Consider the following 16,471-nt stretch of genomic DNA (forward strand, 5'->3'; position numbering starts at 1 on the left):
GTCGCGTGACGAGGACGCGCCGGGCGCTGCGGGCCGCGTGACGAGGACGCGCTGGCGCGCTGCGGGCCGCATGACGAGGACGCGCTGGCGCGCTGCGGTCGCGTGACGAGGACGCGCTGGCGCGCTGCGGTCGCGTGACGAGGACGCGCTGTCGCGCTGCGGGTCGCGTGACGAGGACGCGCTGTCGTGCTGCGGGCCGCATGACGAGGACGCGCTGTCACGCTGCGGGCCGCGTGACGAGGACGCGCTGTCGCGCTGCGGGCCGCGTGACGAGGACGCGCTGTCGCGCTGCGGGTCGCGTGACCAGGACGCGCTGTCGCGCTGCGGGTCGCCTGGCGCGACGCATCGGGCGCCTGGTCGGCGTGGAGGCATCCGGGTAATGCGGGGAGTCGAGTTCGGCGCCGGAGCCCGGCGGGCGATGCCAGCGCCGAGCGCACGGCTCGCCGGAATCGGCGGAGTCCTCGCATTCCTCGGATTGCCCGTAAACACCTTCGTTCAGCGCCTGGGCGAGCGCCGGAGGTCGGCGAGGCTGGCGCCCTCGATCGGCGGAATGACGATTCGTCGATTGCAGAAAGTCGACGAAATCGAGTTCGGCGGGCCAGCGCTGGGGCGTGAAAGACATTCATCGTAGCGTGCCGGCGAGCGCGCCGTCGGCCCTGGCGCAGGGCATTGACGCATTCACTGCGGCTCAGTCCGGTGGTGCACGCATTCGCCGCCGTGATTGCGATCATTCGTGGCAGCGCTCGCGGCATATCGTCGCGGTAAATTCTTTCGAGAAAGATGGAATCGGCCGCTATACCCGCCGGTACGCCGTTCCGCGGCCGAGCGGCCGTGCCGCGATCGGTGCGGGCGCCGCGCATCCGGCGGATGCCGCGCGTCGCCGCCTCGCACTCCACGCATTCGCATTCGCATTCCACGACGGAGATTTCATCGATGCATCGCCAAACGACGAGACGGCCGGAAGCGGCCCGCAATCAGGTGACCGCGCGGCTGCAGTCGCTGCTCGGCCGCGCAGTGCCCGAGGCCGGGCGAGGGCGGCCCGGGCCCATCGATCCGCTGCTCAAGCTGGCCATCGTCTGCGCCCTCGCCGGGCTCATCGCCGTGCCGCTGCACTTCGGCCTGTCGCCCTTCCTCGTCGAGTTCGACGAGCTGGTGGCGCTGCCGGTGCTGCGCTCGGTGCTCCTCATCAGCGGGGCGCTGCTGCTCGGCCACGCGGCGCTGACCCTGATGTTCTCGCTGCTGTACCGGCCGACGCCGGCGCCGCGCGAGGGCCTGCCGCGCTGCACGGTGATCGTGCCGGCGTACAACGAGGGGCCGATGGTGGGGGTCGCGCTCGGGTCGATCCTCGTCGGCGACTACCCGCGCGACCGGCTCGAGGTCCTCGCCATCGACGACGGCTCGACCGACGACACGTGGTCGCACATCCAGCGGATCGCGCGCGAGCACCCGGACGTGGTGCGCGCGATCCGGATGCCGAAGAACGGCGGCAAGCGCGAGGCCCTGCGCGCGGGCTTCTCGGCGGCCACGGGCGAGGTCGTGGTCTCCGTCGACTCCGACTCGCGCCTCGACCCCGACGCGCTGCGCCAGATCGTGGCGCCGATCATGGCCGACCCGCGGGTCGCGGCGGTCGCCGGCAAGGTGCTGGTGCTCAACCGCTACAGCGGGCTCATCACCCGCCTGCTGGCGATCCGGTTCTTCCTCGCGTTCGACCTCGGGCGCGCCGCGCAGTCGCGCTTCGGCGCGGTGCTGTGCTGCCCGGGCGCGCTCACGGCCTATCGCCGCTCGGCGGTGATGGCGGTGCTCGATCGCTGGGCGACCCAGACCTTCCTCGGCGAGCCGTGCACGATCGGCGAGGACCGGGCGCTGACCACCTGGCTGCTGCGCACCGGTCACCGCGCGGTCTATCAGTCGACGGCGATCGTGCACACCCTGGTGCCGACGCACTACGCCGGGCTGACGCGGATGTACCTGCGATGGGAGCGGGGCAACCTGCGCGAGGGGTTGACGCTGCTGCCGCTGCTGGCGACCCGCTGGCGCCGCGAGGACCGCTGGTGGCCGACGCTCGACATCCTGCTCGAGCTGGGTCAGGTGCCGCTCGCGTGCCTGGCGGTCGCGCTGACCGTGACGCACTTGCTGGCGGCGCCGCTCGACATCCTCCGCCTGGTCGCGACGATCTCCGTGTTCGCGCTGGTGCAGTCGCTCTACACGCTGCGGTCCGAGCGCAGCACCGACTTCCTGTACGGGGTGGGCTACGCGTTCTTCGCGTTCCTGTGCCTGCAGTGGATCTACCCCTGGTCGCTGGTCACCGTGCGCAACGGCCGGTGGCTGACGCGGTGACGGGCGCGCCGTGCCGCCCGTCGTCGGCTGGCTGCCCGTGGGGGCGGCAGCGTTATGGCTCGGAGGACATGTCCTCTCGACCATGTTGCTGCCGGCCCCGGCGCCGCTGCGCGAGCGGCTGTGCCTCGGCCTGACGATCGCGCTGGCGGCGGCCTTCGGGCTGGTCGAGCTGCTCGGGGCGCTCGGGTGGCTGACCGCGCCGATGGGGCTGGTCGGCTGCCTCCTGTTCGCCGCGGCGGTGACGCGGCCGCGCGGATTGGCGGCGGCGATCGAGGACGGCGCCGCGCTCGGGCGTGGGGTGGTGGCGGCGCTGCGCGGGCCGTGGGCGCTGGCGGCCGTCGCGGGGGTCGTGGCGGTGGCGCTGGCGTCGCTGGCGGCGCTGTGGCTCGAGTCGTGGGGCTGGGACGCGCTGGCGTATCACCTGCCGCCGGTGCACGACGCGCTGCAGACCGGCCGCGTGCGCGAGGTGCCGACGCACGTGACCTACGCGCGCGCGTACCCGCAGGCGATCGAGCGGGTGTTCACGTTGTGGCGGCTGCTGCTGGCGGACGAGTCGCTGGTCGACCTCGGGCAGCTGCCGTTCGCGGTCGCGGGGGTGGCGGGCCTGGCGACGCTGGCCGGGCGCGCAGGGGTGAGGCCGGGTCGCGCGGCCGGGCTGGCGCTGGCCTGGTGCGCGACGCCGGTGGTGATGCTGCAGCTGGCGCACGCGTACGTCGACGTGGCTCACGCGGGGCTGGCGATCCTGGCGGTGGTGTTCGTGACTGGACCGGTCGATCGCGGGCGGCTGGTCGGCGCGGCGCTGTCGCTCGGGCTGCTGCTCGGCAGCAAGCCGTCGGCGCCGCTGCCGTTCGCGCTGCTGGCGGTGACCTTGTGGCTCCGCAGCGGTTCGCGGCGGACAGAAGCGCTGGCGGCCGTCGCCGCGGCGCTGGTGCTCGGGGGCGAGAGCTACGTCCGGGGTTGGCTGATCCACGGCAATCCGGTCTGGCCGGTGGCGCTGCAGGCGGGCCCGCTGGCGCTGCCCGGGCCGGTGACTGCGACGATGTTCTTCGCGGTGCTGACGCCGCCGGGCTTCGCGGAGCTGGACTGGTGGGCCCGGCTGGTGGCGTCGTGGACGACCCTGCCGGGGCCGGGCGCGTACGGCTACGACATGCGGCTGGGGCTGCACGGGCCGCTCCACTTGCTGCTGCCGCTGGCGATCTTCAGCCTGTCTTTCGGGGCAGGCCGTGCCGCGCGCGGGCCGATCGCGTTGTTGGCGATCGTCAGCCTGGCGACGCCGGCTGCGTTCTGGCCGCGCTTCACCCTGGCGGTGCCGGGGGCGTTGCTGGTGGCGCTGGCGGCCGGCAGCGAGGGGTGGAGCGGGCGGGCGCGGGCGATCGTCGACGCGTCGATCGGAGCGCTGGCCCTCGCGGGGGTGGTGCTGGCGGCGCCCGGGTTCACGCCGGAGGGGCCGCCGATCTGGCAGCTCGGGGGCGCGACGCCGCTGCAGCGGGCGGAGGCGGCGACCTCGGTCGGGCAGGCGCGACCGTGGCTCGAGGCGCGCGCGCGGGTCGGGTCGGGCGAGTGCTTCGCCTACGACGAGAGCGTGGAGGTGCCCGGGTTGCTGTGGCGGCCGGACGGGCGCGCCCGCGTGGCGTACGTGCCGCCTGAGGTCGTCGACGGGCCGGACCTCGAGGCGTGGCTGATCGCCGAGCGGGTACGCGTGATCGCGGTCGACCGCGGCGGGCCGCGGGCCCGATGGTTGCGCGAGCGCCCGCACCGGTTCACGCGGCTGTTCGCGTGCCGGACCGCGCCCTGCGAGGTGTTCGCGGTCGCGGATTTTTAAACCAACATGCTCTTCGGGAATGTCTTCAGGAACACGCCTCGCTCGACATGTTCGAGGGAGCTGCAGCGGGGGAGTTTCTGCGACGCGAGTCGGGTGGTGAGCTGCTGGACGAGGTCTGCCAGTTCGGCTGGTCGACGGCAGCGCGTGGCTCACCCTTCGGGCAGGGCCTGTCCCTCCACTGCGAGGAGGATGGGGTGGGCGGGGCGAGACGGCTGGCGGGCGCGGCGGTCGCCAAGTGTTCTGGCTCCGAGGGCATGCTCTTCGGTACATGCCCGAGACGACATGTTTAAAAGGGCATGCCCGAGTGGACATGCCCTTTCGACCAAGCGGCGAAGGCCGCACTCCCGGGGGAGCGCGGCCTTCGGCGTCGGCGCGCGTCGCTCACAGCGAGACGACGTAGGCGATCACCGACTCTTGCTTCTCGAACGCCAACTTGGCGGCCACGGCGGCGTCCCACGAGCTGAACTCGCCGATCCGCACGCGGTGCCACATGCGGCCGGCGGTCTCGCCCGACTCGACGCGGACCTCGTGGCCGTTGCGGCGCAGCTTGTCGGCCAGCTTGGCGGCCTCGTCCTGGCTGGCGAACGCCTTCATCTGCAGCGCGAAGCCCTTCTTCCCCTTCGACGCCGGGGCGTCACCCTTGACGGAGGCGTCGCCCTTGACGGCGGCGACGATGCTGTCCTTGGCGGACTCCTTGGCCGGCTCCTTCTCGACGATGGCGGCGGGCAGCGGGGCGGCCGGGGGCTCGGCGCTGGCGAGCGGCGGCAGGACCTTGGGCGCCGAGGCCATGGCGGGCTCCTTGCCCGGCGCGGGGATAGGCTTCTTGCTCGGCCTCTTGTTCTTGCCGGGCACGCCGCCCATCGCGGCCTCACGCTCGGCGCGCACGACGTCCTCGTCGCGCGGCGGCACCGCCGGATCGCGGGTCTCCGGCACGCCCTCGGTGGCGGGGTGCTGGAGGCCGTCCTTGAAGCTGTAACCGGCGTCGGCGACCAGCGGCTCGGGGTCGGCGAGCACCGCCCGCGCCTCGTTCTGCGCGACGACCTGGGCGTTGGTGTGCCCGGCCTCGTTGCGCCGCCCGACCATCACGCCGAGCGCGAATACGAAGCATCCGACCACGGACAGGCCGAAGAACAAAAAGAAGACCTGGCGGTTGTCGAGCGAGAAATCGACCTTTTCCTTCGAGGCGGTCAGCTCTGGCATGGTGCGGCTCCGGCGAGTGCCTCCTTGTAGGTCAGGTCCGGTGTGGGACAAAAAATTCGGCGGCCCCGACGATCCTCCCGTCCCGACGCCGCCGCCCGTCCGATCGCGGCGCCGCGATCGCCGCGAGGTCGGGGGGCGAGTCGCGGATGCCGCGGGCGCCGCGCGGCGCACCTGTCGTCCGCGGCGTGGTCGAGTCGTGCTGCGGCGGGTGGGCCACTGTCCGCGCGTGGGCCCGTCGTCCGTCGCGCTGTCTGCCCACGAGGGGCGATTGCGACGCAACTTCCGAGAGCCCACGGGGAGTCGGTAGCGAGGCGATGCTGGTCGCGTGGCGGCAGCACGAGTCCGGCCTCGTCCGACCTGGGCAGGTCGCCGACGGAGTGTGAGGGCGCCGGCGTGGCGGGGTCCGCGGCGGGCGAGTCGCGGAGCGGGCACTTCATCGTCCGCCCCGAGCAGGTCGCCGACGCGGCCTGGCCAGGAGCGCGCGGTCGGGAGCGGATGGCGTTGTCTGCCTGAAGAGACAGGTGCGATCGAGGGCAGCTACTGGACGAGCCGCAGCTCGCGGGCCGGGTCGCGCAGGGGCTGCAGCTTCTTGCCCTCGGGCCGCTCTCCGCGGGGGTTGGTGCCGCGGCGGAGGATCTCGGTGGTGGGCGGGTAGAAGAGGTCCCAGGACTCGGTCCTGGCCACCTCGCCGCCCTGGTAGAGCTTGCGCGTGCGGGCGACCTTGAAGCCCCGCATGCCGCGTTGCGACACGGTCTCGGCGCCGGTGGCCAGGCTGGAGTCGTTGCGGACGATGGTGTTGAACGGCAGGACCTCCTGCACGCGCCGCTCGAAGGCGACCTCGTCGAACACCTTGCGCGCGCCGAGGACCTCGACGCGCACCTTGCCGGCGGCGACCCGGGTGTGGAACACGACCGGGAAGTCGAACGAGTTCTTGAGCTTCATGTCGACGTGGCCGTAGACCACGGTCGAGTCGAGGCCCATGTCGACGTAGGCGCTCGGCCGGCTGTGCGGCCGGCTGTGCACGAGGTCGAGGCCGGAGAAGAAGGCGGCGCCGTAGAGGGTGGAGCTGATCTGGCAGATCCCGCCGCCGACGGTGTCGATCAGCTCGCCGTCGGCGATCCCGGCGGCGAAGCGATAGCCGGCCTCGCCGGTGCGATCGCCGACGACCTGGTTGAACGACATGGTGGCGCCCGGCATCAGGACGTAGCCGTCGAGCGGGGCGGCGCCGATCTTGAGGTTGTAGGCGCGGTCGGCGTAGGCGGCCTCGGTCGAGTACGGGGTCTCGAAGGCGGCGAGGACGACGCCGATGTCGAGGCCGTCGGCGATGCTGGCCCAAGGGTCAGGTACTTCGGGACCTGGCTGTGTGACCAGGTCGATTCGGCCTGTCCCGGAGGCCAGGCCGACGGCCACGGCCGACAGCGAGTCGAAGGCCGAGAGCCGGGTGCCGCGCTGGGCCGGCAGGACGCGCCGGTTGTCCATGTCGAAGCGGGTGGCGAGGCTGGGCCGCTCGACCTTGGGCGCGAGGGCGAGCAGCTGCTCGAGCGCGACGTCCTCGTTGAAGCGGAAGCCGGGGGCGAGGTCGACCTCGCCGCGCAGGGCCCGGTCGCGGGCGCGCAAGTCGGCGAGCAGGTCGCCGCTGTGACCGACGCGCAGGGCGGCCGCGATCGCGTTCTCCGGGGCGGGGACGGCCCCGAGGGCGCGGGCGGTGGTCTCGACCTCGACGCCGGGGGCGGCGAGCACGAGCTTGCGGTCGAGGGCGGTGAGGACGGCGGTCTCGGCGATCGCCGGCAGCTCGGTCGCGGTCAGGCCGCCGACGTCGTGGCCGCCGAGGCGTACGCCCGCGACGACGCGGTCCTGGTCGCGCGCGGCCGCGAGGTCCTGCCACAGGGCGGCGGCGACGGCGGCGAGGCCGATGGCCATGGCGGTGGACTCGAGGATCGGCAGGACGCCGAGCCGACGCCGACGCGCGGCCGGGAGGGTCTCCGGCGCGGCCGCGGCCTCGGGTGCGTCGAGGAGCGAGGGCGCAGGCGCGGCGGTCGGCGCGAGCGTGCGCGGCTGGGCCCGGCGAGGGGCCAGCGTGCGTGCGGCCGCTGCGGCGCGCGGGGCTGGCTGCGACATACCCGGCGACGCTAGGCACGCCTGCCGTGGAAGTCCAAAAAACGGCGAAAACGCGGGGGCGCCTGCGGGCGCGGCAGGTCGGGGTGCAGTTGCTCGCCGGGCGTGATCCGGTGACGACGCGGGCTGCGAACTCGCCGCCGACCGTCTGCACGTCCGCGCCGCGACGCCGGATGTGCGCGCGTCCAGGTAGGCGAACAGACCCGCGCGTCCGAGCCTCGTCCCAGGACCCAGGCTTTGAACCGACTCCCCGACATCACGGGTCAGGAGCGTGGGGGCGGTCGGGGGTCGGCGAAGCGGCCGGGAGCGGAGGCAGGCGTGCGAAGGTGTCGGTCGCGCCCTGCCGATGAGGTTGGCCGCACGGGGGGCGGAGACGGCCGGGCCAGGCCGCCGTGGCCTTGCGCGGCCGATCCGCAGGAACGCGGCGGCCGGGGTCGCTTGTTCCGGACCCGGCCGGTCCCGGCCACGGCGAGGTTGCCGGAACCGGCTGCCCCGGGCGGCGTCCATCCGCGGTATGACGAGCCCCGTGGCGCCCGCCGAACCCTCCGGTCTCCCCCCTGGCTATCGCCCGCGTGCTCGCGGGATCCCCGTGCGTAACAAACTGCTGGTCGCCGCGGTGATCGCCAACCTGGCCGGCATGATCGCGGCGGTCTACCTGGCCCGGCTGATCCGCGACGTGCCGGCCGACGCGTCGACCGAGACCATGCTGCTGGCCGGCTACTACACCGCGCTGTGTTTGGTGGCGGTCGTCGACGCGCTGCTCGTCGACGAGCTCTTGTTCGGCGGGGCGTTCCGCCTGACCCACCTCCAGGGCAAGGACCCGAAGTTCGCGCGCGCGAGCGACGAGGCGGCGATGGTGGCGGCGACAATGCAGCGCTCGTCGGTCAGCTTCCCGATCGTCCTGTTGCTGTCCGGCGGGCTGACCTACCTGCTCTTCAACTTCGTGAACCAGGACTTCAACTCTTACTACCGAAGAGTTGGAATTCACGTCAGTTCTTTGCGGGGCGACGATCCCGAGAGTCAGCCCCGCCGGCTGCAGGCGATCGCCGAGCTCTCGGTGCGCAGGTACCCGACGATCGTGCCGACCCTGCGCCAGCAGCTGGCGCGCGGGGGCGAGGTCGGGGCCTGGGCGGCGTGGGCGCTGGGGCGCTTCATCGACGTCACCTCGGAGCGCAAGGCCATCCTCGGCGATCTGCGGGAGACGCTGAAGTCGCCGGACCCGAACCTCCGGCGCGAGGCGCTGATCTCGCTGGCACGCTACCAGGACCGCGACGTCGCCGACCTACTGATCGGCGAGCTGGAGCGCGACCTCGCGGCGGGTGTGATCGATCGCCGGCTGCTGATCGCGGCGGGGTACATCCAGGTGCCGAAGCTGCTGCCGGTGCTCGGCCAGATCCTCCAGCGCGGAGACGAGAAGGCCCAGCGCGTGGCGGCGTGGGCGATCGCGCAGCACCGCGACCAGCGCGAGGCGAAGGACCTCGACAAGATGCTGACGGATCGCCTGCCGTCGGCCGCGTTCCCGGTCCGCTGCGCGATCGTGTTCAGCCTCGGGATCCTCGGCAACGAGCGCGCGAACGTGTCGCTGATGCACGCCTACGACACCGCGACGCCCGAGGAGCGGACGACGACGTGCCCGGTCGAGGTGGTGTACCTCCGGCCCGACGGCCAGCAGGACCACTTCGAGCTGCTCCTGCCGGTCGACAACTACGAGAACCAGATCTTCAAGGTTTTGGGCCAAATCCGCGCCACGTCTCCAGAAATTCGTGCAGAGGTGGAGCCGTGGTTGGAGCGCCTCGTGGCGACGCACAAGGGCGACGGGACGCTCAAGGCCGATCGCGCGCAGTCGCTGCTCGATGGCATCCGCAGCGCTCGCGACGACTCGAAGGTGGCCGCGCCGGAGTAGGCGCCGCGAGCCTGGAGCCGGTACAATCGGTGTGCGCGAAAGAGCACATCGACATGCACCGCTTCGCTTTTCCAGTCCTCGCGTTCGCCTGTGTCGCCGTCTCCGCGACGGCGGCCCACGCCCACATCGCCCTGAGCTCGCCGCTGCCGCGGCACGTGGAGCAGAAGTCCGGACCGTGCGGGGTCGGGCCGAACGACGCGCGCGGCAGCGAGGTGGCGACCTTCCAGGGCGGTGAGACGATCCTGGTCCGCTGGACCGAGACCGTCGACCACCCGGGGCACTTCCGGATCAGCTTCGACAACGAAGGGCACGACGACTTCGGCGACCCCGCCGGTTACGACGACTTCTACTCGAACCCGGCGGTGCTGGTCGACGAGATCGCAGACAAGAACGGGCCGCAGCAGATGTACGAGCAGGAGGTCACGCTGCCGCTGATGAGCTGCGACACCTGCACGCTGCAGCTCATCCAGGTGATGACCGACAAGCCGCCGTACGAGGTCGGCACCAACGACCTCTATTACCAGTGCGCCGACCTCGTCCTCATGGGCGCGGAGGAGACGACCGGGGAGGAGACCACCGGCGAGGCGACGACCGGGGAGGAGACGACCGGGGAGGCGACGAGCACCGGCGAGGCGACGACCGGCGTCGGCACGACCACGTCGGGTGAGCCCGACAGCACGACCGGCGGAGATCCGCAGCCGACGACCGACGGCGGCGACGGGACGACTGCCGATGCCGGCGGGACGACGGCCGCGAGCGGCAGCGACAGCGAGGGGACGGGCAACGCGACGGACAGCATGTCGGACGGCGAGGGCGGCTGCGGTTCGTGCCGCACGGGCGGCGCAGGCGGGAGCGGCCTGGCGGCGGCGCTGCTGCTGCTGGTGACTCGCAGGAGGCGGCGTGGTTAGCCCGGGCGCGCGGCGGAGCGGCTGGCTGGTCCTGGCCGGCCTCGTGTGGCTGCCCGGCACGGCGCGCGCGCACATCCGCTTGATCGAGCCGGCGCCGCGCCACGAGCAGCAGAAGGCCGGGCCGTGCGGGGCAGGCGCCGAGGATGCGCGCGGCGAGGTGGTGAGCACGTTCCGCCCGGGGCAGACGATCACGGTGCGCTGGCAGGAAGAGGTCGCGCACCCGGGGTACTTCCGGATCGCGTTCGACGACGAGGGTCAGGACGCGTTCGTCGACCCCGAGGAGGCGGGCCAGAGCGGGGATCCTGCGGTCGTGCTGGTGGACCTCATCGCCGACAAGGACGGGACGCAGACGTACGAGCAGGCGGTGACGCTGCCGAACCGGCCCTGCGACCGCTGCACGCTGCAGCTGGTGCAGGTGATGACGGACAAGGCGCCCTACGGGGACGGCAACGACCTCTACTATCAATGCGCCGACCTGGTGCTCAGCGAGGACGCGCCCGAGACGAGCGGAGCGCCTGCCGAGAACGACGCCGCGGGCGGCTGCCGGGTGGGCGCTTCGGGGCCGCTGGCGCTGGCGCTGTTGCTCGGTCGACGGCGCCGCCGAGCGTGAGTGCTCGGCGGAGCGGCCGGGCGTCGTCCCCGTTCGGCGCGCGGACACGCGTCGCTCGAGCGGGCAGCGAGGACGGGCGGACGAGCCACGGGACGAGGCGCGGTGAGGCGGGCAGGGACGGCGACCGCGAGGGCTCGCCGAGCTCGAGCGTGCTGCCGCGCGTGCTTCATCCAGCCGTTCACGACCTCGATGACGCCCGGACGAGCGGTCGCGCCGAGCCGCGGGTCGCAGGAGCCTAGAACTGCAGCGCGAACCCGCCGCCGGCCGGTTTGACGCGGACCTTGGCGGTCCAGTTGTCGCGGTCGCGGACGAAGCGCTCGTAGCGGACCGCGCCGATGGCGGTGAGCGGCATGCCGACGAGCATCATCAGGGCGCCGGGGATCAGGAAGTGCAGGCCGGCGTAGGGACCCCCGGGTGCAGGACCCGCGGGGGCGGGCTGCGGGTTCATGACGAGGATGGCGCCGACGATGGTGGTGGGGATCCCGAAGGCGAACAGGCTGGCCCCGAAGATCAGCGACTTGAGGCCGCGCGGTCGCGGGTACTGTTCGTCGATGAGGGACGGCGAGCCGGGGTCCTGACAGGGCTTGCCGGCCGCGGCCGAACGGACCGGCAGACGACACGGACGCAGACCGGCCGTCGCGGTCGTCGGAGCGAGGGCGACGAGGGCAGCGAGCGAACACAGGCACAACGCGCGACGCATGGACGGCTCCGGTTCGAGGGCAGCGGTCTTGACCACACCAGCGTCCGCCATGCTCGGGGGATCTGCAAGCGGGCAGTAGCCGGATGCGCGGTCCGCCGAGGCATGCTACCGATGCGGCGTCAGGAGACCCCCATGATCCAGCAGGCCCTACTTCGCACTCTCACCCTCGCGTTCGGCATGACGGTCCTGTTCGCCGGGGGTTGCAAGGACACGTCGGGAACCGGCTCCGGCGTGCCCGGGAACCCCGATCCGGCCGGGACGGCAGGTGCGGGTGGCGGCGGCGCGCAGACTCCCGTAGAAGCCAAGCCCGAGACGACGCCGGTGGCCGCGACGGCCGGTGAATCAGCAGCGCCCACCAGCCCGCCTCCGCCCGACGACTCGACCACGGTGTTCGTCGAGTGCACGACCCGCTCGAGCATGTGCACGCGCGAGTACAACCCAGTGTGCGGCAAGCTGACCGACGGGTCGCGCAAGTCGTACTCGAACAAGTGCGTGGCTTGCGGCGACCATGCGGTGGTCGGTTACTCGCCCGGCGCCTGCCCCGAGCCGCCGCCGACCTGACCTTCGCCGGCGTGGGCCGAAGTCGTACTGCCCGGGGCGGGGAAGCGCGGAGAGCCGCGCCGGGGCCGCGCCGTCGGTGGCTCACGGGGCCACGCACGCGGTCCTGGGCGCTTTCGCGGGCGCACGTGGGGCGTCCGGCGGCGTTCGCCGGCCGCGCGACCGGCGGCCGAGAAAGTGCTTGACGCGTTCGGGATAGCCGGGTAAAAGCCCGACCCTCGTCGCGCCACTTTAGCTCAGTTGGTAGAGCAGCTGATTCGTAATCAGCAGGTCTCCGGTTCGAGTCCGGAAAGTGGCTTGAAAGTTCGACTCTGCCAGAAGCGACCTCCCTCGCGGGCTTTTCCGCGGCGGAGGTCGCTCACGTCTTTGGCTGCGTGTCGAAGGCGCCGCTGTCAGTTTCGCGGCGCCGACGGCCCGCGGCCCTGGAGCGCCGTATGAATGGACATGCCTGAAGCGACATGTCCCTTGGGACTGGCCGCGGCGGCGCGCGTCTCGCTGTTGCCGCCGCGGTAGATGAGCAGCGCGACGGCGCTGCCCGGCCGGGAGCCGCCGTCGCGGAAGTGGGCCTGGACCTGCACGCGCCAGTGGAGGTCGTCGTGCCTCTCCATGCGGCAGGTGAACCCGAGCATCGCGTCGTCGACCGGCCGCTGGCTGGGCACGTCGGACGGGAGCACCACCCACCACCAGTCGCCGACCTCGGTGCCGTCGTAGACGCGGTAGAGCTCGCCGTCCTGCACGTGGGCGGCGTAGGCCGACGGGATGGGTCGCGGCGACGGACTATCGCCGGTTCCCGCGGCGATACGCTTGGCGTCACTCTGATTCACGGCTCACCTCCTATGCGGCCTCTACGGTGGAAAAGCCCGCACGCCCGGCAAGTGACCCCGGCTACCCGCGGCGCGGCGGGCCGGCCGCTGGCCCCGGGGTCGTGCGGGGCACGAATTGGCCGGGTCGGTGGCTTCGCCACACGGCGCGTCGCGTCGATCGTCGCGGCGGTCGGCGGCGCGGCGGGTCCAGCGTTGCCCGGTGGCCGCGCCGATCCGCGCGGGCGCTGTGATGCGCGAGGGGGTGGCAGTCGGCGTGAGACGGCGTGGCCCGCCGGCGCGGGAGGTGGGATGTCCCGGAGGACATGTGAGGCGAGGCGCCGCCGGGGAGGTCGTTGGTGCGCGCAGGCCAGGTGTCCGGGAGGACATGTGCGCCACGCCTGCGCCACCGGCCCGGACATCCCTGGCCGACGCCACTCGGGGCCCACCGAGCCCCACGCGCCGGCGTGCCTTCTCCACCGCGTCGACGACGTCGACCGCCTCGCGCCGGCCCTGGACATGTCCGAAGGATCATGTCCTGAAGGACATTTCGCGGCTCGGCTCAGAAGCTTCGGGCGACGGCGGCGCGGAAGTAGTTGAGGCCGAACTCGTCGTCGAAGCCGCGGGCGTACTGCAGCATGAGGTCGATGGCGTCGCCGTAGCCGAGCTTGAAGCTGGCGATGAAGCTGGCGCCGACGCCCCACTTGAGCATCTGGCGCGTGAACTTCTCCCCGTTGGCGCCCCAGGCGGCGCCGAGGTCCATGAACGGGGCGAGGGTCAGGCGGCGCAAGAAGCCCGGCAGGGTGCCGAGGCCGCGCTCGACGTCGGCGAGGGGGATCCGGTACTCGACGTTGAGGACGCCGTAGTAGCGGCCGGAGAACGCGAACGGGCGATAGCCGCGCAGGTTGCCCCAGTCGCCGTAGGCGGAGCGGAGCAGGAAGCTGCGCAGGACCTCGGCCTGCTGCGAGGTGCCGCCGAGGTAGAACGGGGCGCGCCGGCCGAGAGTGCCGGCCGAGGCGCCGCCCTCGAGCGAGATGCCGAGCACCTGGTGGCCGCGCCACGGCATGCGCAGCATCTCGACGTAGCGACCGGTAACCCAGACGTCGGAGAAGCGGCCGCCGAGGTGCGGATCGATGAGGTTGACGTTGAGGCTGGCGGCCCGGCCGGTCTCGTTGCCGTAGGCGTAGCGGGTGCTGCGGCGGCTGTCGTAGTCGAAGCCGAGGGTGACCGAGCCGAGGCCGCCGAGGTCGGGCAAGGTGGAGGCCGGGGCGTTGGGATCGACTGCGGGCGCGTTGCTGGCGTTGGCGTAGTGGGTGTACGCGTAGCTGAGGCTGGCAGCGGCGTTGTGGACCGGGTGGCGGACCACGGGCACGCTGACGGAGGCGCGCGCGGTGGTGATCCGCTCGTCGTAGCCCCGCTGCAGGTAAGACGGCGGGCTGGCGCCGGGCTCGAGGTCGCCGGAGCCGTCGTAGACGTAGCGCTCGAAGGTGCCGCGGCGGGCGTAGTCGCGGCTGACGAGCACGCGGAAGGTCGGCAGGAAGCGCGCGAACTCGTAGACGATCGAGCCGGTCGGGGCGGCGAAGGCGGTGTTGTAGCCGCCGTTGAACGAGAGGGTGTGGAACTGGAGGACGTCGCTGATGCCGATCGAGGCGCCGATCTCGGTGCCGAAGCCGCCCGAGGTGGCCGCGGCCAGCGCGGAGGGGAAGATCGTGCGCGGGAAGAAGGTGCGGTAGGGCTTGTAGCGCTGGCTCTTGAGGCTGACCGGCCGGCCGCGATCGCCGACCTGGTCGGGGGTCGGATCGTCGATCGCCGGCAGCGGATCTTGCACCGGCAAGGGCTCGAAGAACTCGGCGGGGTCGAGCTTCATCACCCAAAGGTCAAATCCGTAGGCGGTGAAGCCGAGGTAGACGAGGCGCTTGCCGTCGTGGCTGACGACCGGCTCGAAGGCGCCGCCGAGGACGTTGGTGACCTGGTGGACGCGGGCGGTGGCGACCTCGTAGGCGTAGATGTTGAAGACGCCGTCGCGGTCGCTGTTGAAGAGGACGTACTTGCCGTCGGGGGTCCAGCTCGGCTCGCTGTCGAGGAAGCGATCGGCGGTGGCCCGCAGGGTGGTCTGCGACTCGCGGTCGTAGATGTAGATGTCGCGCATGCCGCCCTCGCGGAAGGCGGAGTAGGCGACCTTCTTGCCGTCGGCCGACCACCGCGGAGCAGTGACGATCTGGATCCGCTCCATCGGGGCGACCTCGGTGACCTCCTTGGTCGCGAGGTCGAGGAAGGCGAGGCGCGCCTGGGCCGAGTCGTTGCGCGAGAAGACGACGGTGCGGCCGTCGGGCGAGACGTGCGGGTCGCGGGCGCGAGCGCCGAAGGTCAGCTGCTCGAGGTCGCCGGGGTTCTGCCGGACGTTGCGCGCGCCCGGGGCCGGCGGCCGCCAGCGCCACAGGTCGGTCCACGAGTAGCGCAGGTCGTGGACGCCCCAGACCTCGAAGACCATGTCCTCGGAGACACCCACGAACGAGCCCGAGCCGGCGTCCTGCAGCTCGACGATCCGCTCGACGCCGACGGTCTGGCCCTGCTTGCCGATGCCGATGCCCTCGCGGATCGCCCCGCCGGTGCTGCGGATCCGCCGGATCCCGGGGTTCGAGTGGCCGTCGTCCTCGAAGTAATAGATGTGCTGATCGTCGGGCGACCAGAACGGGTGACGCACGAAGTTGCCCGAGGCCTGGGCAGAGGTCGTGAAGGTGATCCGCCGGCCCTCGCGGATCCCTCGCGCCCGGATCGCCCGCGCCTGGCCCTGGAAGCGCCGCACTGTGTCGAGCTCGAACTCCTCCCACAGCTTCTCCCAGGTGACGCCGAGGACCTTCTCGACGGCGCGGTTGATGGCGAACGGGAGGGTCTGGCCGCCGTAGACGTGGTTGAGCTCGGCGAGCTTGTCCTCGCCGTAGCGGTTGCTGATGTAGCGCAGGAGGTAGAGGCCGTAGAGGTAGACGCTGCTGCCGTGCGGGAAGATGTTGGCGCCGGAGGAGACGCGGTCGATCGGGATGAAGCCGTGCTCGACGATCGGCGCCCGCAAGTACATCTCCCACTGGCTGTGACGGCCGCGACCCTGGCTGGTCAGGCGCGTCTCCTCGTGGCTGGCGAGGCCCTCGACGAACCACCGCGGCTGGATGACGTTGGGCTGCCAGACCTTGCCGGCCCGCCCGAACCCGAGCAAGGCGTTGATGAGCCGCGGGATGCCGTGCGTGGTGTCGAGGTGGATGATGTGCGTGTATTCGTGGGTCAGCAGGATGTCGATCCAGTCGTCGTAACCCTCGAGCACGGACATCGAGTCGGGGGCGGTGACGTAGGCGACGATCCGCGGGAACGGGCTGGTGTTGGCGAGGCCGTTGGCGGCGTCGGTGTGGTCCTGGTAGACGACGTGGGTCTTGAGCCACGGCGAGTGCGAGAGGCTGGTCGAGAGCCGCTCGTGCGCCCGCTCGAGCACCATGGCGGCCTTCTCGGCGGCGCGTACTCGTTGCCCT

At 72.2% G+C, this 16,471-nt stretch carries 11 protein-coding genes and 1 tRNA gene; 7 read left to right on the forward strand and 5 right to left on the reverse strand.

The genetic code is table 11. The annotated features are described in order from the left end of the window. The first annotated feature begins 933 nt into the window (after positions 1-933). Positions 934-2,337, forward strand: coding sequence for a glycosyltransferase family 2 protein (locus O0S08_RS21130; RefSeq protein WP_269041005.1), 1,404 nt, complete (start codon positions 934-936; stop codon positions 2,335-2,337). A 10-nt stretch (positions 2,338-2,347) separates the two neighbouring features. Next, the gene (locus tag O0S08_RS21135; RefSeq protein ID WP_269041006.1) at positions 2,348-4,159 is read left to right on the forward strand and encodes a hypothetical protein; all 1,812 of its coding nucleotides are present in this window, start codon (positions 2,348-2,350) and stop codon (positions 4,157-4,159) included. A 381-nt stretch (positions 4,160-4,540) separates the two neighbouring features. On the opposite strand, the gene O0S08_RS21140 is transcribed toward O0S08_RS21135, so the two are convergent. Next, on the reverse strand, positions 4,541-5,359 hold the full coding sequence (locus O0S08_RS21140) for an SPOR domain-containing protein (RefSeq protein WP_269041007.1): 819 nt from the start codon (positions 5,357-5,359) through the stop codon (positions 4,541-4,543). Between the two features lie 537 nt (positions 5,360-5,896). Further along, positions 5,897-7,477, reverse strand: coding sequence for a VanW family protein (locus tag O0S08_RS21145; RefSeq protein ID WP_269041008.1), 1,581 nt, complete (start codon positions 7,475-7,477; stop codon positions 5,897-5,899). Positions 7,478-8,063: 586 nt separating this feature from the next. Between O0S08_RS21145 and O0S08_RS21150 the strand changes: the two genes are divergently transcribed. Genes O0S08_RS21150 through O0S08_RS21160 form a run of 3 tightly spaced genes read left to right on the forward strand, consistent with a single transcriptional unit; the run spans position 8,064 to position 10,895 of the window. Beyond that, on the forward strand, positions 8,064-9,377 hold the full coding sequence (locus O0S08_RS21150) for a HEAT repeat domain-containing protein (RefSeq protein WP_269041009.1): 1,314 nt from the start codon (positions 8,064-8,066) through the stop codon (positions 9,375-9,377). Positions 9,378-9,430: 53 nt separating this feature from the next. Then, positions 9,431-10,285, forward strand: a complete 855-nt coding sequence (locus O0S08_RS21155) for an SCE4755 family polysaccharide monooxygenase-like protein (protein ID WP_269041010.1) — start codon at positions 9,431-9,433, stop codon at positions 10,283-10,285. Next, the gene (locus O0S08_RS21160; RefSeq protein WP_269041011.1) at positions 10,278-10,895 is read left to right on the forward strand and encodes an SCE4755 family polysaccharide monooxygenase-like protein; all 618 of its coding nucleotides are present in this window, start codon (positions 10,278-10,280) and stop codon (positions 10,893-10,895) included. The genes O0S08_RS21155 and O0S08_RS21160 overlap by 8 nt, the downstream gene beginning before the upstream one ends. A 235-nt stretch (positions 10,896-11,130) precedes the next feature. On the opposite strand, the gene O0S08_RS21165 is transcribed toward O0S08_RS21160, so the two are convergent. Continuing rightward, positions 11,131-11,595: a hypothetical protein gene (locus tag O0S08_RS21165; RefSeq protein WP_269041012.1), complete on the reverse strand. Its 465-nt coding sequence runs from the start codon at positions 11,593-11,595 to the stop codon at positions 11,131-11,133. 132 nt (positions 11,596-11,727) lie between these two features. Between O0S08_RS21165 and O0S08_RS21170 the strand changes: the two genes are divergently transcribed. Both O0S08_RS21170 and O0S08_RS21175 read left to right on the forward strand, forming a co-directional pair. After that, positions 11,728-12,156 (forward strand): Kazal-type serine protease inhibitor family protein, encoded by a 429-nt coding sequence (locus O0S08_RS21170; RefSeq protein ID WP_269041013.1) that lies wholly within the window; start codon positions 11,728-11,730, stop codon positions 12,154-12,156. Between the two features lie 222 nt (positions 12,157-12,378). Then, a tRNA-Thr gene (locus O0S08_RS21175) sits at positions 12,379-12,451 on the forward strand. Positions 12,452-12,545: 94 nt separating this feature from the next. Here the strand turns inward: O0S08_RS21175 and O0S08_RS21180 are convergent. Both O0S08_RS21180 and O0S08_RS21185 read right to left on the reverse strand, forming a co-directional pair. Further along, entirely contained in the window at positions 12,546-12,977 is a 432-nt protein-coding gene (locus O0S08_RS21180; RefSeq protein ID WP_269041014.1) for a hypothetical protein, read from the reverse strand. A gap of 538 nt (positions 12,978-13,515) precedes the next feature. After that, entirely contained in the window at positions 13,516-16,437 is a 2,922-nt protein-coding gene (locus O0S08_RS21185; protein ID WP_269041015.1) for a hypothetical protein, read from the reverse strand. Between the last annotated feature and the right edge of the window lie 34 nt (positions 16,438-16,471).

The sequence above is a fragment of the Nannocystis punicea genome (genome assembly GCF_026965555.1).
GTDB lineage: Bacteria > Myxococcota_A > Polyangia > Nannocystales > Nannocystaceae > Nannocystis > Nannocystis punicea.